Genomic DNA, 20771 nt, shown 5'->3' with positions numbered 1-20771 from the left:
TGGGCAAACGGCCCCGGAGCCCCGTCATGCCCATCACCGCAGGTCACGCCACAGATTCCCCCCTGCCATGTGCCCACCTACTGTCGAACTCGGGTGCTGGTAGCGGGCCTGACCGGGCTGGTATCCGCGCAGGCGGCACTGCTGGCGACCGCGGCGGCGGGCCTGGCCGGAACCCTGCTGGTGGTCAGTGCCCCGCCGACCCGGGCGTGGACACCGCGGCCGCGCGGTACGGGCTGGCTCGGCCCGCTGCGCCACCCAGGTCTGCGGCGCCTGTATGCGGCCATGGCGTGTGCCGCCCTGCCGATGGGCGCGATCGTCCCAGTTGCGGTGGCCCGTGCCGAGGACCTGCATGCCCCGGCCCTGGCCGGGCTGCTGCCCGCGGTGGTGTCCGTCGGTGCGGTCGCCGGCGGTCTCGCCTACGGCGTGCGGTCCTGGCCGGGATCGGTCGTGGTGCAGCTGACGGTGCTGTGCGCCGGCTGGGCGGCGGGCTGGCTGCCGCTGCTGGCCACCACCGGTCCGGCGGCCGCGGTCGCCGCCTGCCTGCTGCCGGGTTTCGTCATGGCGCCCGTGCTGAGCGCGGCCTACCTGATCACCGCCCGGCTGGCACCCACGGGGATGGCCACCGAAGCGGGCGCGCTGCTGGTGGCGGCGCTGGACGTCGGCTGCGCCGCGGGGACGGCCGCCGCTCTCCTGCCCGCTGGCGCTTGGCTGCTGCCGGCCGGCGGCGCGGCAGCCGCTGTCCTGCTCATCGGGCCTGCCCTAAGGCCCTCCCGCCTCGCGCCGACCGTGGCGGCAGACGCCCGGGAGGCCGTGTCCCCCATCCCGCACACTGCGCACTTTTCGCATGTTTCGTCCTGACCGGAAGGCCTGATCCAATGCCCACGCGCACACCCGCCACCGCTCCCCTACCGCCGCCGGCGTATCTGGCCGCGCTGCGCTTCGACGTCATCCACGGCCTCAGCGGCCGTCCGAAGACCCTGCCGTCGAAATGGCTGTACGACGCGGCCGGTAGCGAGTTGTTCGAGCAGATCACCCGGCTGCCGGAGTACTACCCCACCCGCACCGAACGCGCTCTGCTCTCGAAGGCCGCACCGGCTCTTGCGTCCGTCACCGGTGCCCGCACCCTGATCGAGCTGGGATCGGGCTCCGCGGACAAGGCGACGCTGCTGCTGGCCGCCCTGGCGAAGACCGTGACCACCTATATGCCCGTCGACGTCAGCGCCAGCGCCCTCGAGCACGCCACCGCCACTCTGGCGGCTGCCTTCCCCCAGGTGGCGATCGCACCGCAGCTGGCCGACTTCGCCGCGCCCCTGGACGTGGAGGTGGCCGGACCCCGGCTGATCGCCTTCCTCGGCGGCACCTTCGGCAACCTGCCGCCCGACGAGCGCGCCGCCTTCCTCGCCTCCCTCGCCTCGCGCCTGCTGCCCGGTGACTTCCTGCTGCTCGGGGTCGATCTCGTCAAGGACCCCGCCGTCATCGTGAGGGCCTACGACGACGCGGCCGGGGTGACGGCCGCCTTCAACCACGGCATCTTGCACCGCATCAACCGGGAGTTGGCCGCCGACTTCCACGTCGACGACTTCGCGCATGTGGCCGTCTGGGACGAGGCCAACGAGTGGATCGAGATGAGGCTGCGCTCCCTGCGCGCACAGACCGTCACCATCGCCGAGCCCGGCCTGGCCATCCACTTCGACGCAGGTGAAGAACTGCGCACGGAAGTGTCCGCGAAATTCCGCCCCGAGGGCCTGGCCCGGGAGGTCGAGGCCGCCGGGATGCAGCTGCGCGCGCTGTGGACCCCCTCGGATCACCTCTTCGGACTCGCCCTCATCTCCCCCGCCTCCCCCGCACCGTCGCGGCCCTGACCCGCCGACGCCCGCCCACCGCGGCCCACGCGGCCACTCCATCGAAGGGACACCATGGCCTCCCCCACAGCCCCAGCAGCCCCCGGCCCTCTGCTCGTTCTGGGGGCCGGTTCGCAGCCCTACCGTGAGCATGGCCTGAGTCGGCTCGCCGCCGTCCGGCCGCTTGTGCTCGCCGACCCCCAGCCGCCCGCCTGGATCCGCCCGTACGTGGATGAGCAGCTGGCCATCGACCTCGCCGACACGGAGAGCGCCGCACTGGCCATCAAGACCTTCGCCGCGCGCACGCCGCTGGCCGGGGTGTGCACCTATCTCGAGCACCACGTGGAGCTCGCCGCGCATCTGGCCGGGCAGCTCGGCCTGCCCGGCAACCCGCCGGCGGCGATGGCGGCCTGCCGGGACAAAGCACTCACCCGCAGTCGTTTCGCCGAGCACGGCGCTCCCTCGGCCCGGTCCGTCCTGGTCGCCAATGAGGATGACGCCGTCGAGCAGGCCCGGCGCATCGGCTATCCGGTCGTCGTCAAACCCCGTGGGATGGGCGGCAGCGCCGGCGTGCTGCGCGCCGACCACGACGCGAGCGTGCGCGAGGCTTTCCACAGTGCGATGTGGGAGACGGTCCTCGGGCTGGATGCCTACGCCGTCCGCGGGGTGCTGGTGGAGGAGTATCTCGAGGGCCCGGAGATCAGCGCGGAGACCGTCGTCGTCGACCACCAGGTGCACATCGTCGCCGTCACCCGCAAACAGCTGGGCCGCGAGCCGCGGTTCATGGAGACCGGGCACATGGTGGATGCCCGCGATCCGCTGCTGGGCGACGACGCGGTCACCCAGGCGGTCACCGACGCCGTGCGGGCCCTGGGCATCGAACGCGGCGTGCTGCACGTGGAGGTGCGGCTGACCGGACGCGGCCGGGCCCTGATCGAGGTCAACGGCCGCCCCGGCGGGGACCTCATCCCGCTGCTGGTGGAGGAGGCCACCGGCATCGATCTCATGGCGGCCGCCGCTGCCCTCGCCTGCGGTAGCAGGCCCGAGCTTACGGCGACCCGGCAGCGGGTGGCCGGGGTGCAGTTCCTTCTCCCCGCCTTCACCGGCCGCCACGGACCGGTGCCTCCCCTGACCGACCTGCGCGCCCAGCCGTGGCTGGAGCGCCTGGTGTGGACCCGCCACCTAGGCGAGAAGGTCACGGCCCCGCCGAAGGCCACGATCGGCGACCGGCTAGCGCACTGGGTGGTCACCGCCGACACCCCCGAGGAATGCCGACAGCACCTCAACCAGGCGCTGCTGGAGGTCTGCGCCCCCACCGCCTTCACCGGGCACACCACCGGCTGCACCCGCTGACCCGCCCCCTCTCTCGCTTCTCTTCTTCGTCCCCTCCTGCTGGGAGCCGTCATGCCTCTCCACTCCGCCCCCGCCCCCGTTGGTGTGCGGGGCGACTCCGTCGCCGGCGTGGCGGCGGTCGTCGCCCCCTACGACGGCGCCGGCCCCTACCCGCTCGCTTTCGCCCGGCACGGCTGGCGGACCATCGCCGTCGTACCCGAGCCGAACGCCCGGCCCCTCGCCTACCACGAGGCGCCCGTGCCAAAGGAGTTCACGGCCACGGTCGTGCACCGGGGGCTGCGGCGCACGGTCAAGGCATTGCGCGCGATGGGGGTTTCGGCGGTGGTCGCGGGCAGCGTTGGCGGCATCCATCTGGCCGAGCGGATTGCCTGGCAGCTCGCCCTGCCCGGCGCCGACCCGGTCTCGTGGCTGCTGCGCTGCGATCGCGGCGCGCAGGCCGAGGCGCTCGCCGCCCACGGTGTTCCCGCGCCGCGCGGCATCCGCACCACGAGCCTGGCCGACGCTCTGACCTGGGCGAAGACGTGCCCGCTGCCCGGCTATCTCCTCGCCCCGGCCGCGACGGGTATCCCCGTCGAGGCGGTGGCCTGCACGAGCGAGTTGCAGATCAGCAGTGTCTGGCCGGCCCTGCGCCGCCTTGCGGCCTTCTACTCCGGAAATGCGCACCTGGTGCTGACCGAGCCGCTGCCGCTGCGGCAGTACACCCTCAACACCAGCACCACCGCCCGCCCCGGCCAGCGGCCGGAGCATGCCGTCACCGACGCGTGGGCGGACACCTGCGGCGCGGACGGGCAGATGGAGCGCACCGACCTGATGCCCGCCGGCGGTCTGCTGACCCGGGCCCTGTCGATGGCCGCGGCGCGGACGCTGAATGCGCTCGGCGTGGTGTGCGGCCCGGCCACCCTGCGCCTGGCCTACCCCACGGGCGAGGGGATGGACGCCGCGGACGGCCCCATGGTGATCTCCGCGGTCGCGGCGCCGGTGGCGACCGTCGCCGACGAGGCTCTGGCTGCGGCCATGGGCCGGGACCGCTACACCGATGTTCTGGACGCGTGGATCCCGCCCTCTCGCGCCCCGCTGGTGCCCGCCCCCACCGGGCAGTACATCGTCCGGGCCCGGCTGCACCCCTCCCCCGCAACCCGGCCTTGGCTGGGCCGCTTCCTGCGGCAGCTGCCGACCGTGGCCGCCGTCAGGGAAAGCCCCGAATCACCCCCCGCCCCAAGCGCCCCCACCCCTGCGGCCGATGAGGTCGTGCTGTCCGGCGATCCTCGGGAGACGGAACGCGACTACCGGCTCATCCGGGCGCTGGAGCGCACCGAGCAATTCCTGAAAGACGGGCCGTGACGCCCGGTTCCTCGCCATCTGCCGCCCGGAAAGGGGCTCTTGTGATCACGTCTCAGCCGTCCTGGGCGGCCCTGCGGCTCGACCATGCCCTGGCGGTCAGCCGCGCCGAACAGCGGGCCGCGCTCGGCCTGTACCTGCCCGTCGGCTACCCCACCCGGCACACCAGCCTGGATGCCCTGCGGCTGATGGCCCGCAGTGCGGACATCCTGGAGCTCGGCGTCCCGCACACCCCGGCCCACCTGGACGGTCCGCTGATCCAGCAGGCCGCCGCGCAGGCCCTGGCGGGCGGCTTCACGATGCGCGACGTGTTCGATGCCGCGGTCGAGCTGACCGCGACCACGACCACCGCCCTGCTCGTCATGTCCTACTGGCAGCCCATCGCCGCCTACGGGGCCGAAGCGTTCGTGCGGGACCTCGCGGCCGCCGGCGGTGCCGGCGTACTCATTCCCGACCTGCCACCCGCCTCGGCCGCCCACTGGCGCCACCTCACGGCCGAGGCGGGCCTGCACACCATCACCCTGATCCCGCCGCACGCCAGTGCCGCCCGCCTCGCCGCGATCGGCACCTCCACCAGCGGCATGGTCTACGCCCCCGCCACCCCCGGCCTGACCGGGGCCCGTCGCCCCCTCAGCCCTTACCTGCCGCGCCTGGTGGGTCGGTTGCGCACCGCGACCGGTCTGCCCGTGGCTGTCGGGATCGGCATCAGCAGCCCCGCCCAGGCAGCCCAGGCCAGCGCCTACGCGGACGCCGTCGTCGTCGGCTCGGCGATCCTGCGCCGCATGAACGCCCAGCCCGACGCGGCCGCCGAAGCCGCAGCCCAGACCGCACGCGACTTCGCCGCCGCCATCCGCCACGCCCACCGAACCCCGTCGTAACCCCACGCCCAGCAGCCCTTTCGAAGGAGGAACACATCACCATGGCCCAGCCCGCCCTCCGGTTCTCGCACCGGCGCCTGTTGGCCGCCCTCGCCCTCACCGTCACGACGGCGATCACGCTGTCCGCGTGCAGTTCGGGAGACTCCGGTGGCCAGCACCGGCCTGCCCCCGCCGCGCCGGACACGAGCCGCCGCACGACAGGCGTCATCGACACCACCGCCGCCCGGGAGGTGGTGGACGCCTATCAGGCGGCGAACAACGCGGCCAATGCCCGCCAGGACCTGAAGGGCTTGGCGCGGATCGAGGCGGGGATGGCCTACGTCCAGGATCGGTCCGACTACCAGCAGTGGAAGACGTGGCCGGCAAAGGAGCGGACGCGCTACGCCAGCGGCTTCCGCTACGAACAGCGCGCCTACTACATCCCCAGGGCGGGCACGGCCACTTGGTTCGCGATGGAGGCCACCTCCTCCGACGCGGCGAAGGCTCGGGGCCTGTTCGTGTTCGACCGGCGCGGCGGGCGCTACAAGATGGTGACCGCCGTCTACGCCACCGGCAAGATGCCGATGCCGAAGATCGCCGTCGATTCCCACGGACTGGCCACCGCCGTCGACCCCGCCCGCAAGGTCGGCGCGCTCGCCCCCAAAGACCTCACGGCCGCCGTGACCGATCTGTACGTCACCGGCGGCAGCAAGCAAGGCCGGCAGCTTGCACCCACCCCGGCCAGTAAGGAAGCCGTCCGGCTGCACGACGACCGCAACCGGGGGGCAAAGGCCAGTTGGCGTACGGCCAGCTACTTCTCCGCCCAACCGGCGCACCCGCAGGTGTATTCGCTGCGCACCGCTGACGGCGGCGTCCTCGCGCTTGCCCCCGGCGCCTACACCATCGAATACCTGCACACGCGGTACCTGCACGGCGGACTGATCATCCCCGGCCCCCAGGAGGCCGTCTACAACGCCAACCACCGGCCGGTGATCACTGACGAGTACCAGGGCGAGGCCCTCGTCGCGCTGTCCCCGACCCAGGCGAAGCTGATCGCCCGGGACTTCCGGCTGGTCGACTCCCGATGAGCAGCGACGAGAACACCCCCGGCCCCGGCTCAGCGGCACCGCCCTGGGCCCCAGAGTACGGCCCGCACCCGGAGCCCGAGCGGGTCGCCTGGTACTCCGTGGACAACCCGGCCCGCACGCCGCCCGATCCTCCCCCGCCCCAACCGCCTGCACGCCGCGGTCTGTTGCGCCGGCGGTTGTTGCACGCAGGGCTCGCCGTCGCGCTGATGGTGCTGGCCTGTCTCACCGCACGCGCGCTCACCCGGCCACTGACATGCCCTCAGACACCCCCGCACCCGATCTCCCGCCCCGATTCCCACCGCGCCGCGCGTCCGTTTGGAAGGTGACCGCCATGACCCTGACCCCGACCACCGGCTGCCCCTACCGTCTCGATGCCACCGGCTCCGACATCCAGGGCGAGGTCGCCGCCCTGCGCGCTCTCGGCCCGGCGGTCCGCACCGTCCTGCCCGGCGGCATCCCCGTCTGGACCGTCACCGACCCGGGCCTGATCCGCCGGCTTCTGGTCCACCCCGACATCTCCAAAGACGCCCACCAGCACTGGCCCGCATATATCACCGGCGAGATACCCGCCGGCTGGCCGCAAAGGGTATGGGTCGATGTCCGCAACGCCCTGACAGCCTACGGAGACGAGCACACGCGTCTGCGTCGACCCCTCGCCCGTGCGTTCGGTCCCCGCCGGGTCCGCGCACTGACCCCGCAGATCGAGACCATCACCGGCCAACTCCTCGACGAGCTCCAGAAGGTCAGGCCCGAAGACGTGGTGGACCTGCGGGCCCGTTTCACCTGGCGGCTGCCGCTGCTGGTCATCGACACGCTGTTTCAGACGCCGGAGCACCTGCATGAGGCGTTCCGTGATGCGGCCGGCTCTCTGTTCGCCACCGACCTGACCCCGCAGGCCGCGAAAGCCGCACATGGCCGGGTCTACGCCCTGATCTCCGAGCTGATCGACTACAAGAGGGACCACCCGGGGGACGACCTCAGCAGCGACCTGATCGCCGCACGCGACGCCGGGAGGATGAGCGACCAGGAGCTCGCCGACAGCTTCGTCCTCATCATCAGCGCCGGACACGAAACAACCGTCAACGCCCTAGGTCACGCCGTGGTCAACTTGATCACGCACCCGGAGCAGTTGGCGCTCGCGACCAGCGGCCAAGCCTCCTGGCGGCAGGTCGTCGAGGAAACCCTTCGCCACCAGGCCCCCATCGCCACGATCATCCTGCGGTTCGCGGCGCGCGAGGTCATCGACGACATCACCGGCGTGACGTTCGCCGCCGGCGACGCGATCGCCATCAGCTACGCCGCCGCCGGACGCGACCCGGCCACCCACGGACCGAACGCCGACAATTTCGACGTCACCCGGCGCACCGCTCCGCAGCACCTGGCGTTCGGCTACGGAGCCCACCTGTGCGTCGGCGCCGAGCTCGCCCGTATCGAGGCCCGCATCGGCCTGCAGCAGTTGTTCGCCCGGTTCCCGTCCCTGCGCCTGGCCGTCGAGCCCAGCGGACTGCAGCCGCTGCCCAGCTACATCTCCAACGGCCACCAGCGCCTGCCCGTCCACCTCGGCCCACACAGCCAGTGACCTGCCGCCGGGAGCCCAACGGCTCCCGGCAAAGGAACATCACCCCGCATCACCGGCGGCGCAACAGCCGTCGGTCACCCCGCCGATCACGGGCGGGACAGCGCACAGAGAAGGAGAGCGATGAGAGGGAGTTGATCAGTCTGGGCGGGTCCGGCTCTTGTCAGGATCCTCATCCCGCCCTGGCCGACGTCGGGTGCGTCACCACCTGACCTCGTCGGCCGCCTGCCACCGCCGGTGATCGGGCGTCACCCCGTGTCCCGGCGAAGAACCCCGGTTGTCAGCCGGGCCACCGCGACGCGAGTCCCCTTTGTCAGAGGGCACTTCGCGTTTTCTACGAGTCGGAACCGAGTATGCAATACGCCCTTGTCTCCTGTCAGCCTGATTCCCCGCACCAGCGGCAGACCGCACCGCCCGCCGCCCCGGCGACTCCCGCCCCCCGTCCAACCCGGCGTTGGACACCTGATCCGGCCGAGACGATCACGCACACCGCGTCCCGGCGCACCGGCCCGCGCGCGTGGCTGAGGGCATTGGAGGAGGCCGCCCGCGCGGGCCTTGTCCCCGGGTTCACCGCCACCACCAGGCGCATCGCCATGGTGATTGTCGACCGGATGGGCTTCGACACCGGGCACGCACGCTACGTGCTGACGGACGTCATGCAGCGAACCGGCCTGAGCCGCACCGCGGTGACGGACCACATCAGACTGCTGCGCACCGCCGGCTGGCTCGCCTGGGTCGCGCACGGCTCCCACGCCAACGTCCGGCGTGGCCGCGGCCTGCCCGGCTACGCGGCCACGGCCACCGTGTACGCGGCGACGATCCCGCCCGCCTACGACGCATGGGCGGGCAACCAGCTGGCCGGCACCGGCTACCAGGCCCGGGTCCTCCGCCCCGGCCGCCGCAGCCCGGCACCGACAGCCCGGACCGAAGGCGGAGGGAGGAAGACGGGACCAACGCGGACCCCTTCCCTTCGGTGGGTGAAGAAGGAGCGAAAGGCTCAGGTAGTGGGTGGTGAAAGAAGATCTACCGCGGGCACGGCAGCAGGCCAGAGCCGTCGACGCAAAAGGCGCCGCCTGACCGTGACCGGCTACACGATCACCCGCGAGCGGATCGAGCGGGCCCGCCAACTCGCCCGCTCGGTAAGGCCCCTGGTGACCTGGGTGCAGCGCGCCACCCTCGACGAACTGTCGTGGGTGCTGCTCGACCTCGTCGCCCGCGACTGGACCCAGCCGCAGATCGTGCTCTGGCTCAACCGCCTCGGCCAGGACATCGGCGTGCCCCGCTGGCGGCCGAGGGCCCCACACCGGGTCATCGCCGCCGCCCTGCACCGCAAAGCCGCCCACGACGAGCGCACAGCCGTCCCCGGCGACCTGGCCCACGAAGAACGCCTTCCAACCGTGGCCCCGAACGCCGCCTTCCACCAGGCCGCCACCAAGGTTCGCCAACAGTGCACCGGCGCCAGCGGGACGGACACGTCCGGCAACGGCTATGGCGAGCACGATGCGATCCAGCCGACCGCATGGGACCTGGCACAGCTGCGGGAAGCCGCCAAGAGCGACCCGACACTCGTCCTCGCCACCGCCCGCATCCGCGGCCGCGCGGCCGCCATCGCCACCTATGGCACGATGGCCGTCCCCATCCTCGAAGCACCAGCCGCGGACGTCGGATTCGCACCATTAACGAGGATAATGTCGCTCACATCCACATGTCCGTAGAACTGGGCAACGTTTGGAACGGGAAACGACCTCTAACGCGCTGGAGGCGTTCTCAGATCGATTGAGTCGGGACGCTGGCCTGCCCGAGAAGGCGGAGCCAGTTGTTCCGGTGGCACCAGGCCGGGTCCTGGGCTTGGCTGCTGATCCCGACTCAGCCCGACGCCGATAAGGACTGTGTCCGTTCACAACCCCAAGCGTGCTGGAAACTAACCGACATCAAGGGCACTTCCCTCACACAGGGCCGCGCGGCAGGATCTTTTCCATGAGGATTCTGATCATGGGCGGAACGTGGTTCCTGGGCAGGCACATTGCGGAGAATGCGCTGGCGAGGGGGTGGCAGGTCACCACGTTCAACCGGGGCCGGTCCGGTCGCGACGTGAACGGCGGTGAGCCGGTGCACGGAGACCGTACGAGGCGCGCCGACCTTGAGCGCCTCGCCGAACACGGGCCGTGGGACGCCGTCATCGACACGTCGAGCTCGGACCTCCCGCCGCGGGACGTGTTGGCGGCCGCCACCACGCTGCGCCCGGCCGCGCGCCGCTGGGTGCACATCTCGACCGTGTCCGTGTACAAGGGGTGGCCCCACCACCCGCTCACCGACGCCTCACCGATCCTCGAATGCCCGCCAGACGCCGACGAGTCGTACGGCTACACCGGGCCGGACGGTTCGCCCACGCAGTACGGGTTCCAGAAGGCAGGTGGCGAGCGCGCCATCACCGAAGCGTTCGGCGACGAAGGGGTGTTCCTGCGCCCGGGGGTGATCCTGGGGCCTGGTGAGTATGTTGGCCGGTTGCCTTGGTGGCTTGAGCGGGCCAAGCGCGGCGGCCGGATCCTCGCGCCGGCCCCGGCTGAGCAGCGCATCCAGCCGGTGGACGTCCGCGATGTCGCCGATTTTGCCCTGTCTATGGCCGCGAGTTCGGCCAGCGGTGGGTACAACGTCACCCACCCCGAGGGCATCAGCTTCCGCGGCTTCGTAGAGGCCTGCCTGGATGAGACGGGCGGCGCTGGAGCCCCGGTGTGGGTGGACCCGTCGGTGCTGGTCGAGCGGGGTGTCAAGCAGTGGACGGAGTTGCCGTTGTGGCGAACCCACGCAGGGGTGTGGGCTGTTGACTCCAGCCGTGCCGTTGCGGCCGGTCTGCACTGTCGGCCGATCATTGACACCGTCCGTGACACGTGGCGGTGGTGGGCGGCCGATGGACGTCCCGTGGACCACCCGCGGTGGGCGGAACACGGGATTGATCCGGAGAAGGAAGCGAAGATTCTCGCTTCTCTGGGCTGAGTCAGGCTTCCAGCTGCAACAGTGCCGGGCCGGTGAGCTGGTGTGCGGTCGCGGTGCGGGTGAATTCCTCCACCCGGCTGCGCAACTCACCGGGCAGTACGGCGCCACGGAAGGACGGTTGGGTCAGGAAGTGCTGGATCTGCCCTGTCCTCGCGAGCACGCCGGTGACGCGCTGGTCGGCGGGGATGTCCCACAAGGGTTGCAGCGCTTCGGCGGCGCCTTCGACGTCGCCGGCGAACAGGCGCGCCATGGCGAGATCGGCAGCAGCGCCGCCGAGGACGTGGGCGGAGCGCTTCTCGGCTGGCCGCTGCCGGATCAGGTCGAGGGCCTTGCGCGCTGACCGTTCGGCCTGGGCCGGGTCATGGATCAGGAGCGCGGTTGAACTGCTGGACATGGCGAGGCGTTCGGCGGTGAACCCGAACTCCCCGCCGACGCCGTCGTGTAGTTCGTCGCTGGTGCCGCTGTCTACTTCCTCGGACAGCCTGATGGCGCGGTGTGCCGACTCGGTGTTCCCTTGGTAGCCGTGCGCGCGGGCTTCGATGGCGAGGAGACGTCGGCGTGCCACGTCGCCGAGGCCACCGTAGGTCTGTGCACGGCGGGCTTTGGCCACCGCTTCGGAGGGCATGCCGGTGAAGTAGGCGATGTAGGCCAAGATGCCGTCGCTGTATGCGCGCAGGGGCTCGAAGCGGGAGGTTTCTCCGTAGAGGTCCGCAGAGCGGGCCAGGCGGCGCGCACTGTCGAAGGCGCCGAGGTCGAAGGCCGATGCGGCGAGCAGCGCCATCGTCTGTCCGAGGAGGACGAGCAGACGCTGCTGCTGGGCCGGTACCTGGGTGCGGTCGCGCAGGTCTTGGAGTTGCGACTGTAGTGCGCGGCCTCGCTGGAAGGCCTGGATGGGGGCGATGGATGCGTACTCGCGCGCGAGCGTCATCACGTCGTCGGTGAGTTGATCAAGGCTGGTGTCGGAGATGGACGCTGCGGCCATGGCGCTGGCGTCCTCGTGAGCGTCGCGTGCGGTCATTTCGATTTCGTGCTCCAGGTCGAACGCGGGTGCATGGGGATCGGGTTGCGGTGGGGGCGCAAACAGGTCGACGACCCGGTGGCCGAACATCGCCTCCAGGACGCGACGGGTGTCAGGAGACAGGGAGGCGGGGTTGACGCCCCCGGCTCTCCATCGTTTCGCCGTCCGCTCGCTACAGGTCGGGTTGTTGGTGCCCTTTCCGATCACCTCGTCGGCCGTCTGCTCGAACAGCTCGACCATCTGGGGAACGTCCAGACCGCGCTGATTGCACATGTGTTTCAGCAGCGTCTGCGGAGGATGTTCACTCACGTTGACCCCCCAGTGGTCGAGCCGTGGTCAGCCAGCGGACCGCCTGTGCGTCGATCCCTTCGCACGAAGGGGATACCGCCTATCCCTTCCAGTTCAACACATCTGCGGCTGATGGCACTTGAGTGGCCCTCAGATGGCCCGTGGCACTCGGACGGGCCACGCGTTCGGCACGCCGCCGACATGGTGCTGGCACCCCGTGCAGGTCCACGCTGATCAACACCCTCGCTGAGAGTGCACCACGAGCACGGAACCCAGGGAGTTTCCTTGTGAACCCGCAAGCGCAGCAATCCACCTTTGCCGCTCCGGCCGACGCAGCTGCGATCCAGGCCACCGCACCACCTGAATTCGTGCGGGTCGACGAGGAGCCGAGATTTAAGTGGGAAGGCTCCATGACCGCTGAGCAGTGGATCGGCGGCAACACCAGGATTCGGGTCCGCCCCCGCCTCACTGCCGCGCGCTGGCCCGGCAACATCGACGCAGCCGCCCGCGTGTGCGCCATGCTCACGGACAACGCTGTCGTCCACGCGAAGCCCCTCCCAGGGAACGTCGTCGGGCTCCGTCTCGTGTGCCCGCAGGACTCCGACGTTTTGATCATCGAGGTGACGGACGGCCTTCCCGACTTCCCCGGCTTTGAGGAGTTGAGCACCCGGCGGGAGGCGCGCGGGAAGCCCCGCGGTCTGTGGTGGGTGCACCACTACCGCGCACGGGTCGCGTGGCGCATCAACTATGACGACGCTGGCGAGCCCATCGGGAAGACCGTGCAGGTCGTCATGCCCAAGGACTGGGGCCAATAGCAGCCAGTCGAGACCACCCCCTATACATCCCCCAACGCCGAGGCCCGCTATGCCCGACTCGTTAACGACTACCGCGGCCCCGTTCACCCCTCAGTTGAAACGGGGCGCGGCCTCTCCCGACGCGCCTCTCATCGTCAGTCCGGTTGGCGCCGATACGGACCTGCGTGCCGCGCTGGAGGATCTGAAGATGGGTCGGTACCTCTCCGCCCGTGACCTGCTGGCCCGCACCGGCCCCAACTGGGCTTTACGCACCATCCGCAGCCAGCTCCTAGCAGCCGGCGCGGGCGAGCCGGGCGTCTTCAAGACCTGGCGCGACGAAGAACCCAACAGCTCCGACGCCGCCATGATGTGGGGCCGCGTCCTCACACGTGCAGCGCTCGCCGCGTATCGCGGCGGCCAGAGCCAGCAGGTGGTGGCACGAGCAGCCGGACTGGCCCGGCAAGCTCTCTACCAGGCGAGAGTTCTCTGGCCGGCATGCCCCGTGCCGTGGGTGGATCTACTCAAACTGACACAGCTCCCCTTTGCACCGCACCACTTCGACCCCCACGCCCACGAGCGTGGGATGCCCTGGGACGCGTCGAGAGATCCAGCGATGCATCACCGGGGTCCCTGGCCGCTCCTCGCAGAGATCAACCAAAGACACCCCGGAAACCGAGAGGGCCATCACCGCATGCGGGAGTGGTTCCACAATCGCTCACGCGAACCCGGGGCCGCGATGAACTACTCGTGCTGGCTTGTCGCGATGGGCACGCCGCTCAATCCCCAGTTACAGATCCTGCCCCTCTACGGACTCATGGATATATACCGCAAACGTCACAAAGATGGTCAAAACGGCGCACTCACCTTCTGGCAGACGGCCCAGGTCCGCCACTACGCGTGCAAGGCGTACGACGACTGGTTCGCCAACATCGCCCCGGTGGAATACCCGTGGCAGCCGCTGTCGGACCTCAGCCACCTCGCGCACGCCCTTGTGGCCTGCGGCGAGAACGACCGCGCAGCCTTCGTGTTCCGGGCGATGGGCCCCTACGTCACGCCGCAGCCGTGGCAGGACATCAACGCCAGCCTCGACCGCTCCGCCGACTGGAGGGACGAGTTCCTCCGCATCCGTGCATCCGTCCTGCGCTAGCCAGGGCGTCTCGATGCGCTGCCGGGCCCCGCCTGCACAGCGTGATCAACGCCCTGAACTGTCCCCGTAACCTCCTCCCCCTTTTCGAAGGATTACTGGTGTCTCACAGAAGAGCCGGCACGGTTGACCCCGCGAGCTCTGACGATGCTTTCCTCGCAGAGCTCGGCATCAAGCCCGAACTGTCCCGCAAGATGGGCGCCTTCGGGAACTTCGCGATCAGCTTCTCGGTCATCTGCATCCTGGCCGGCGGCATGAGTCTGTTCGGGTTCGGCCTGGGCCACGGCGGCCCTGTGGTCATGCTCGGCAGCTGGGCCGTCATCGGCTTCATGACGCTGCTGGTCGGGCTGTCCCTCGCCGATGTCGTCTCCGCCTACCCGACCTCGGGCGGCCCGTACTTCATGGCCGACAAGCTCGGCGGGCGCCGCTGGGGCTGGGTGACCGGCTGGCTGAACCTGCTCGGCCTGCTCGGCGCGATCGCCGGCATCGACTACGGAGCCGCCGCCTTCGCCGGAGCGTTCGTACAGATGCAGTGGGGCATCACCCCCACCGACACCACCATCATGCTCATCTTCGGGTGCATCCTGCTCCTGCACGGCCTGCTCAACTCCGCCGGGGTGCGCCTGGTGACCGTGCTGAACTCCATATCAGTGTGGTGGCAGCTGGTCGGTGTCGCCGTCATCGTCGGCGCCCTGACCATCGCCCCGGCCCAGCACCAGTCACTGAGCTTCGTCTTCACCCACTTCCACAACGACACCGGCTTCTCCAGCCCCTTCTACGTCGCGCTTGTCGGAAGCCTTATCTCCGGGTACACGTTCTGCGGCTACGACGCCTCCGCCCACGTCGCGGAGGAAACCACCGACGCCCAGACATCCGCCCCCCGCGGCATCGTCCGCTCCATCTGGGTGTCCTGGGCGGCCGGGTTCGTGCTCCTGGCCGGACTGCTGTTCGCCATGCAGAACTACACGGCCACGCAGAACACGGCGACGGGTGTGCCGCCCGCGCAGATCTTCCTCGACGTCCTCGGCGCGAGCGGAGCAAAGGCACTGCTCCTAATCGTCATCGTCGCGATGCTGTTCTGCGGCAACGCCGAGGTCGCCGCCGCCAGCCGCATGGTCTACGCCTTCTCCCGCAGCCGCGCCCTACCCGGCTGGCAGAGCTGGCGCCTCGTCAACGACCGCACGAGGACCCCCACGAGGGCGGTGTGGTTCGTCATCGTCGTGCCGTTCATCCTCGCCCTGCCGGCACTGTGGTCTCCGGCCGCCTACGGCGCGATCACCGCCATCAACGCCGTCGGCATGACCCCGGCCTACGGCATCCCCGTCTTCCTCGCCCTGCGCAAAGGCCGCGCCTACCAGCCGGGCCGGTGGAGTCTGGGCCGCTGGCGCCGCCCGATCGGATACGTCGCGGTCACCTACGTCGTGGTCATCACCGTGGTGTTCTGCCTGCCACAGTCCACACCGATCACCACCGAGTCCTTCAACTACGCCGGCCTCACCCTGCTCGTGGCGCTGCTGCTCGCGTGGGTGACCTGGATCACCCGCGGCAAACGGGCCTACCAGCTCACCGCCGCCGCGACCGCCCAGCCCGGCGAAGCCCTCCTCAGCGAAGGTTTCTGATGAACGCCACCACCGACCCCACTTCGGCACCGTGGCCCACCGGACCGGTCAACCGCAACTCCCTGCGGCGGCTGCTCAAAGACCGGGCCGTCACCAGCATCATGCTGGCCGTGCCCGACCTGCACGGCCGGCTCGTGGGCAAACTCTTCAACCCTGACGTCTTCCTGGAGCGGATGACCGGCGGGGCGGAGATGTGCTCCTACATCCTGGCCACCGACATCGACATGACGCCCCTGGACACGTTCGACTTCACAGGCTGGGACCAAGGGTTCGGGGACTTCCTTGTCATCCCCGACCTGGACCAGGTCCGTATGCTGCCGCACCGGCCCGGCACCACCCTCGTCTTCGGCACCCCCGTCCACGACGACGGCACCCCCGTCGAGGTGGCGCCCCGACAGGTGCTGACAACGCACCTGGGGCGTCTGCGCCACCTGGGATACGAGATGAAGGCCGGCGTCGAGGCCGAGTTCGTCCTGTACAAAGACGGGCCGGACGGCCGCGCCCCAGCCTGGACAGCGAACCTGGACTACGCCCTGCAGCAGCCACCCGAGATCAGTGACTTCTTCCACCACCTGGGTGAGGCGCTGACCGATGCCGGGATCGGGTACGAGGCCTTCAAGACCGAGGGGGCTGCGGGCCAGTGCGAGGTGACGTTCGCCTACGGTGACGCCCTCGCCGCCTGCGACCACTACGCCGTCTTCCGGCACATCACCGCCCAAGTCGCCGCCCGGTACGGCATGACACCTGTGTTCATGGCCGCGCCCGAGACCGGGGTCGCAAGCGGCCTGCACCTGCACCTGTCCCTGTGGAACGAGGACCACCAGCCCGTCTTCGCCCACCGGCGGAAAGAGGACCTGCCGCTGGTGATGGCACACGCCGTGGCCGGGCTGATCTCCGCACTCCCCCACCTGGCGCCGCTGTATGCCCCCACCGTCAACTCCTACAAGCGCTACCGGCCCCACTCCTTCGCCCCCACCCGCTACAACTGGGGCTTCGATAACCGCGGCTGCGCCGTCCGCGTCACCGGCCACGGCGCAGGCACCCACCTCGAGGTGCGACTGGCCGGCGCCGACGCCAACGCCTACCTCACCCTCGCCGCCTACGCGGCGGCGATGGCCCACGGCATCGAGGAAAAGCTGATGCCGCGGCCGGCCCGCAACAGCGACGCCTACCAGGACCGGGGCTCCATCCCCGTGTATCCGGACCTTGCCGAAGCACTCGCCTACTTCGAGCACAGCACCGTCGCCCACCTCCTGCTCGGCAAAGACGTCGTCCGCCACTACACCCACGCTGCCAAAGCCGAACTCCACGTCCACCGACGCCACGTCACCAACCTCGAGCGCCAGCGCGGGATCCGATGAAACTCCCTGCCGCCGGGTGACCACTCCCCTCCCCGGCGGCAGGGCCAGGCACCTCGTTCCCCGGATTGGACGGTGACCCGGGGAACGAGGACCACTCCCAGCCCCCGCACTCGCCATGCCAGGGCCCCAGGCCGCGTAGGGCCAGTGCGGGGGCCGGGATCCCACGCGCCACCCACCTGTTCCCTCGATCTGGAGTGCGTCTTGCTCACACCGCCGATCTTTGACAGCGTCGAAGGTGCCTATGTTGACCTGCTGCGACTCGCCACCGAGCAGCCCGAACACCGCATCGATGCGCGCGGCAACGCCGCCCGGGAAGTGATCGGAGTCTCCTTCCGGCTCGCTGATCCAAGGCAACGGCTGCCCTACCTGGCCGAACGGAAGGCGAACCCGGTATTTCAGTTCGCCGAGGCCCTGTGGTAACTGGCTGGCCGCCGGGATGTGGAGATGATCGGCTACTACGCCCCCTCCATGCGTGCCAGCAGCGCTGACGGAATCCGGCTCGGTGGATCCGCGTACGGCTACACTTTGTTCAGCCCCGCCCGCGGCGCCGGGCAGTCGCGGTTCGACCAAGTGGTGGAACTGCTGCTCAACGAGCCCGACAGCAAGCGCGGCTATCTACCGGTGTTCTCGGCGAAGGAACTCAGGGACCGCGCGAACCCCGACGTGGCGTGCCTGGCCGGCCTGCACCTGCTGCCGCGTGACGGGCATCTGCACATGGTGTGCAACATGCGGGCGAACGATCTCGACTGTGGCCTGCTGTCCGACGTCTTCTCCTTCACGATGATCCAGGAATACGCGGCCATCCAACTTGGCCTGAAGTTGGGCACGTACACCCATACGATCGGGTCCGCTCACGTCAACGATGCCAACGCCGAGCGCGTCAAGCGCGTCCTGGACGAGGCCGCCTCCCGCCCGGCCATCCCCTCCTCCTTCAGATTCCCGGCGATGCCGGCAAACACCGAGGGGGCGACCATCGCGCAGGTCCTGGAGCACGAAGAGGCCCTGCGTACCAACGAACTCCGCTACAGCATCGAGCACATCCTGGACCTCACGCTTGAGCCGTACTGGCAGCAGGTGGTGATGCTGTTCGAGCTGCACCGGCAGCTCCAGCACGACCAGCGCACGGTCGTCGACGCTACTCTCCTGGCCGCGCTGCATCCTGGTCTGCGCTGGCTGATGGAACGTAAGTGGCCGGCGTGCGCCGCGGCTTCGATCGGGGATGTCCGGTGAGCGGCAGTCAGCCGTTGAGCGGCGCCGTGGTCACGGGTGTCGACTTCGAGCGCTGGGCGGTCATCCTGTGCAAGCCGGACGCGGTGGCACGCGGCCTGGTCGACCAGGTCCTGGAAAGGATCAGAGGGGCAGGCTTCGCCGTTTCGGGCCGCCTGGACCTGATCGCCGAGCCGTGGCAGCCGCACGTCGTCTACCGGGATCTCCTGGCCGACACCGGACGCCGCGCCTTGCCCAACCTGCCGGCCGCCATCGACGCCGCGTTCACTGGGCGGCCCGTCACTCTGGCCCTGGCCCACGGCGCACCCGGTATCCACGCCCGACTGCGCCGGCTCATCGGCGACACCGACCCGACCCGCTCCGCGGCCGGCACGATCCGCGGCGACCTGGGCGACGACAGCTTCATTGCCGCCAACGCCGAGAAGCGCCTGGTGCGCAACCTCGTCCACACGAGCGATGATCCGGCCAGTGCCCATCGGGAGTACGGCACCTGGTACGGGCCCGGTCGCCGCCTTAACGTCTCCGACTTTGACCGGTGCTCGGTGATCTTGTGCAAGCCGGACGCCGTCGAGCGGGACTTGGTCGACGGCGTGCTCAAGCGCATCGAAGCCTGCGGTATCACCATCGCCACCCGCCGCGACATCATCGTGCAGCGCTGGCAGATCGACGTGCACTACTGGGATCTGCTCGTCGACGCGGACCACTTCACCGACCGCGACATCCCGGCCTGCCTGGACGACGCGTACACCGGCAAGACCGTCACCGTCGCACTCGCCTACGGGCAGCCGGGCATCCACGCACAGCTGCGTCAGCTGATCGGCCACTTCGACCCCATCCGGGCCGCACGCGGCACCATCCGTGGCGATTTCGGCAACGACAGCCTCACCCGCGCCCTCGCCGAGAAGCGCCTCGTGCACAACCTCGTGCACACCTCCGACGACGCGGCCGCCGCCCGCCGCGACTTCGGCACCTGGTACGGCGCCGCCCGCCATCCGCTGCTGAGCGCCGCCAATGGTGCGCCGCGCCAGTCCACGCCCACCAACCGCCGCTGACCACCTGGAGGATGCTGTGACCGCTCCCGCCGTCCCGCGCCGCCGACTGCCCCTGCTGACACCTGAGCAGATCGGCGCACTGAAGCCCGAACTGGCCGACGTCATCGAATACCGCAAGTCCGGCCTGTCGCTGAACCACATCGTCGGCTGCCCGCTGGAGTGCGCCTACTGCGTGCGCCATCTGTTCGACAACTTCGCCACGAAGACCCCCAAGCGTCTGATGAGCGACGACGACGCCGTCAACGCCCTCATCGCACACCCCTACTTCCGGGCCCACAAGACGCCGATACAACTGTTCAACAGGGCCACGGACTCGATGCTGCCGGTGGTCAAACCACACCTGTTCGCCGTGCTGCAGGACCTCGATGACCGAGGCCTGACCAACCGCTGGTCATCACCCGCTGGCGAGTCAGCGCCGAGGACTGCGCCGTCCTCAACTCCTTCCGCAACCTGCGGCTGACGATCCTGGTCACCCACTCCGGCATCGACAACCCGGCCATCGAACCCGTGAACTCTGCGTACGCGGCGGACAGCCTGCGCATGCTGCACGAACACGCCGAGCACTACCGCACCGTCCTGTACTGGCGGCCGATCGTGCCCGGACTCAACGACTCCGACGACCACATCGAGCAGGCCCGCGAACTGTCCCTGCACGCACACGCCACCGTCTTCACCGGCCTGTTCTTCCGTAAGGAGATCAAGGCCTACTACGCCGCCAACGGCCTGCCCGAGCCATACGAAGACACCGCCCGCCGCAAGATCATGCCGGAACTGGCCGAGCAGCGGATCCTGCAAGCCTTTGAGGCAGGTCAGACCCCCGGTGGCCAGTCGTGGGGAACTCTGTTCCGCAAGACGAGCTGCGGCGTCGCCTACGCCCACGGGGAGGCCGACTACAACGGCCACTACGGGGTGCGGGAACTGTGCGACATCTGCCCGCCCGAGCAGATCGCCCGGTGCGCCCAAGCGTGGGGCAAACCCGACCTGGCCGAGGTCACTCGGGAAGCCCGCGCCCTCGGCGCCACCGGCCCCGTTGAGATCAACGATCGTGCCATCGTCGTCGAGCAACTGGACGAGCCGCCCCGCTACTACCTGCAGCACGGGTTCGGCTACCAGTGCCACGACCGCATAAGACGTCATCTCATTTGGTGAGTCTCCGGTAGCAGATGAGGGTGCAGGCGATGCTGGTGAAGGCCAGGAAGTGCTCGGCTTTGCGCTCGTAGC

19 protein-coding genes are annotated in these 20771 nt (G+C 69.8%); 18 read left to right on the top strand and 1 reads right to left on the bottom strand.

The window, feature by feature from the left end; all coding sequences use genetic code 11:
- Nucleotides 1-93: 93 nt before the first annotated feature.
- The 9 genes from ABZZ74_RS48125 to ABZZ74_RS48085 all read left to right on the top strand — a co-directional run bounded on the left by ABZZ74_RS48125 (nt 94) and on the right by ABZZ74_RS48085 (nt 11047).
- On the top strand, nt 94-858 hold the full coding sequence (locus ABZZ74_RS48125) for a hypothetical protein (RefSeq protein ID WP_356950461.1): 765 nt from the start codon (nt 94-96) through the stop codon (nt 856-858).
- A 17-nt stretch (nt 859-875) separates the two neighbouring features.
- Nucleotides 876-1862, top strand: a complete 987-nt coding sequence (gene egtD, locus ABZZ74_RS48120) for an L-histidine N(alpha)-methyltransferase (RefSeq protein ID WP_356950460.1) — start codon at nt 876-878, stop codon at nt 1860-1862.
- A gap of 54 nt (nt 1863-1916) precedes the next feature.
- On the top strand, nt 1917-3194 hold the full coding sequence (locus ABZZ74_RS48115; RefSeq protein ID WP_356950459.1) for an ATP-grasp domain-containing protein: 1278 nt from the start codon (nt 1917-1919) through the stop codon (nt 3192-3194).
- Nucleotides 3195-3245: 51 nt separating this feature from the next.
- Nucleotides 3246-4535, top strand: a complete 1290-nt coding sequence (locus ABZZ74_RS48110; protein WP_356950458.1) for a hypothetical protein — start codon at nt 3246-3248, stop codon at nt 4533-4535.
- Between the two features lie 41 nt (nt 4536-4576).
- Nucleotides 4577-5410: a tryptophan synthase subunit alpha gene (gene trpA / locus ABZZ74_RS48105; protein WP_356950457.1), complete on the top strand. Its 834-nt coding sequence runs from the start codon at nt 4577-4579 to the stop codon at nt 5408-5410.
- A gap of 41 nt (nt 5411-5451) precedes the next feature.
- Nucleotides 5452-6477: a hypothetical protein gene (locus tag ABZZ74_RS48100; protein WP_356950456.1), complete on the top strand. Its 1026-nt coding sequence runs from the start codon at nt 5452-5454 to the stop codon at nt 6475-6477.
- Nucleotides 6478-6808: 331 nt separating this feature from the next.
- Complete coding sequence (locus ABZZ74_RS48095; protein WP_356950455.1) at nt 6809-8056, top strand: cytochrome P450; 1248 nt, start codon at nt 6809-6811, stop codon at nt 8054-8056.
- Nucleotides 8057-8646: 590 nt separating this feature from the next.
- A complete protein-coding gene (locus ABZZ74_RS48090) occupies nt 8647-9768 on the top strand; it encodes a hypothetical protein (protein WP_356950454.1) in 1122 nt (373 codons plus the stop codon).
- A 277-nt stretch (nt 9769-10045) separates the two neighbouring features.
- Nucleotides 10046-11047 (top strand): NAD-dependent epimerase/dehydratase family protein, encoded by a 1002-nt coding sequence (locus tag ABZZ74_RS48085; RefSeq protein WP_356950453.1) that lies wholly within the window; start codon nt 10046-10048, stop codon nt 11045-11047.
- A gap of 1 nt (nt 11048) precedes the next feature.
- On the opposite strand, the gene ABZZ74_RS48080 is transcribed toward ABZZ74_RS48085, so the two are convergent.
- A complete protein-coding gene (locus tag ABZZ74_RS48080) occupies nt 11049-12305 on the bottom strand; it encodes a DNA-binding protein (RefSeq protein ID WP_356950452.1) in 1257 nt (418 codons plus the stop codon).
- Nucleotides 12306-12763: 458 nt separating this feature from the next.
- On the opposite strand from ABZZ74_RS48080, the gene ABZZ74_RS48075 reads away from it, so the two are divergent.
- The 9 genes from ABZZ74_RS48075 to ABZZ74_RS48035 all read left to right on the top strand — a co-directional run bounded on the left by ABZZ74_RS48075 (nt 12764) and on the right by ABZZ74_RS48035 (nt 20699).
- A complete protein-coding gene (locus tag ABZZ74_RS48075; protein ID WP_356950451.1) occupies nt 12764-13168 on the top strand; it encodes a hypothetical protein in 405 nt (134 codons plus the stop codon).
- A 49-nt stretch (nt 13169-13217) separates the two neighbouring features.
- A complete protein-coding gene (locus tag ABZZ74_RS48070; RefSeq protein ID WP_356950450.1) occupies nt 13218-14294 on the top strand; it encodes a hypothetical protein in 1077 nt (358 codons plus the stop codon).
- Nucleotides 14295-14392: 98 nt separating this feature from the next.
- Complete coding sequence (locus tag ABZZ74_RS48065; RefSeq protein WP_356950449.1) at nt 14393-15910, top strand: amino acid permease; 1518 nt, start codon at nt 14393-14395, stop codon at nt 15908-15910.
- Nucleotides 15910-17271 (top strand): glutamine synthetase family protein, encoded by a 1362-nt coding sequence (locus ABZZ74_RS48060; RefSeq protein WP_356950448.1) that lies wholly within the window; start codon nt 15910-15912, stop codon nt 17269-17271. Before ABZZ74_RS48065 ends, ABZZ74_RS48060 begins: the two co-directional genes overlap by 1 nt.
- A 201-nt stretch (nt 17272-17472) precedes the next feature.
- Complete coding sequence (locus ABZZ74_RS48055; protein WP_356950447.1) at nt 17473-17691, top strand: hypothetical protein; 219 nt, start codon at nt 17473-17475, stop codon at nt 17689-17691.
- Between the two features lie 24 nt (nt 17692-17715).
- Nucleotides 17716-18501, top strand: coding sequence for a thymidylate synthase (locus tag ABZZ74_RS48050; protein ID WP_356950446.1), 786 nt, complete (start codon nt 17716-17718; stop codon nt 18499-18501).
- Nucleotides 18498-19550, top strand: a complete 1053-nt coding sequence (locus ABZZ74_RS48045) for a nucleoside-diphosphate kinase (RefSeq protein ID WP_356950445.1) — start codon at nt 18498-18500, stop codon at nt 19548-19550. The genes ABZZ74_RS48050 and ABZZ74_RS48045 overlap by 4 nt, the downstream gene beginning before the upstream one ends.
- A 16-nt stretch (nt 19551-19566) precedes the next feature.
- Entirely contained in the window at nt 19567-20010 is a 444-nt protein-coding gene (locus tag ABZZ74_RS48040; protein ID WP_356950444.1) for a hypothetical protein, read from the top strand.
- A 47-nt stretch (nt 20011-20057) separates the two neighbouring features.
- Nucleotides 20058-20699: a hypothetical protein gene (locus ABZZ74_RS48035; protein WP_356950443.1), complete on the top strand. Its 642-nt coding sequence runs from the start codon at nt 20058-20060 to the stop codon at nt 20697-20699.
- Nucleotides 20700-20771: the final 72 nt, after the last annotated feature.

This window comes from Streptomyces sp. NPDC006476, from assembly GCF_040612015.1.
Lineage (GTDB): Bacteria > Actinomycetota > Actinomycetes > Streptomycetales > Streptomycetaceae > Streptomyces > Streptomyces griseorubiginosus_B.
Note: the sequence above shows the minus strand (reverse complement) of the source record. Positions and strands in the feature narration are given on the sequence as shown.

Coding starts and splice junctions, on each gene's coding strand:
- egtD (WP_356950460.1), top strand. CDS start 876: ATGCCCACGCGCACACCCGCCACCGCTCCCCTACCGCCGCCGGCGTAT.
- ABZZ74_RS48115 (WP_356950459.1), top strand. CDS start 1,917: ATGGCCTCCCCCACAGCCCCAGCAGCCCCCGGCCCTCTGCTCGTTCTG.
- ABZZ74_RS48110 (WP_356950458.1), top strand. CDS start 3,246: ATGCCTCTCCACTCCGCCCCCGCCCCCGTTGGTGTGCGGGGCGACTCC.
- ABZZ74_RS48100 (WP_356950456.1), top strand. CDS start 5,452: ATGGCCCAGCCCGCCCTCCGGTTCTCGCACCGGCGCCTGTTGGCCGCC.
- ABZZ74_RS48095 (WP_356950455.1), top strand. CDS start 6,809: ATGACCCTGACCCCGACCACCGGCTGCCCCTACCGTCTCGATGCCACC.
- ABZZ74_RS48090 (WP_356950454.1), top strand. CDS start 8,647: ATGGTGATTGTCGACCGGATGGGCTTCGACACCGGGCACGCACGCTAC.
- ABZZ74_RS48085 (WP_356950453.1), top strand. CDS start 10,046: ATGGGCGGAACGTGGTTCCTGGGCAGGCACATTGCGGAGAATGCGCTG.
- ABZZ74_RS48080 (WP_356950452.1), bottom strand. CDS start 12,305: ATGGTCGAGCTGTTCGAGCAGACGGCCGACGAGGTGATCGGAAAGGGC.
- ABZZ74_RS48075 (WP_356950451.1), top strand. CDS start 12,764: ATGACCGCTGAGCAGTGGATCGGCGGCAACACCAGGATTCGGGTCCGC.
- ABZZ74_RS48070 (WP_356950450.1), top strand. CDS start 13,218: ATGCCCGACTCGTTAACGACTACCGCGGCCCCGTTCACCCCTCAGTTG.
- ABZZ74_RS48060 (WP_356950448.1), top strand. CDS start 15,910: ATGAACGCCACCACCGACCCCACTTCGGCACCGTGGCCCACCGGACCG.
- ABZZ74_RS48050 (WP_356950446.1), top strand. CDS start 17,716: ATGATCGGCTACTACGCCCCCTCCATGCGTGCCAGCAGCGCTGACGGA.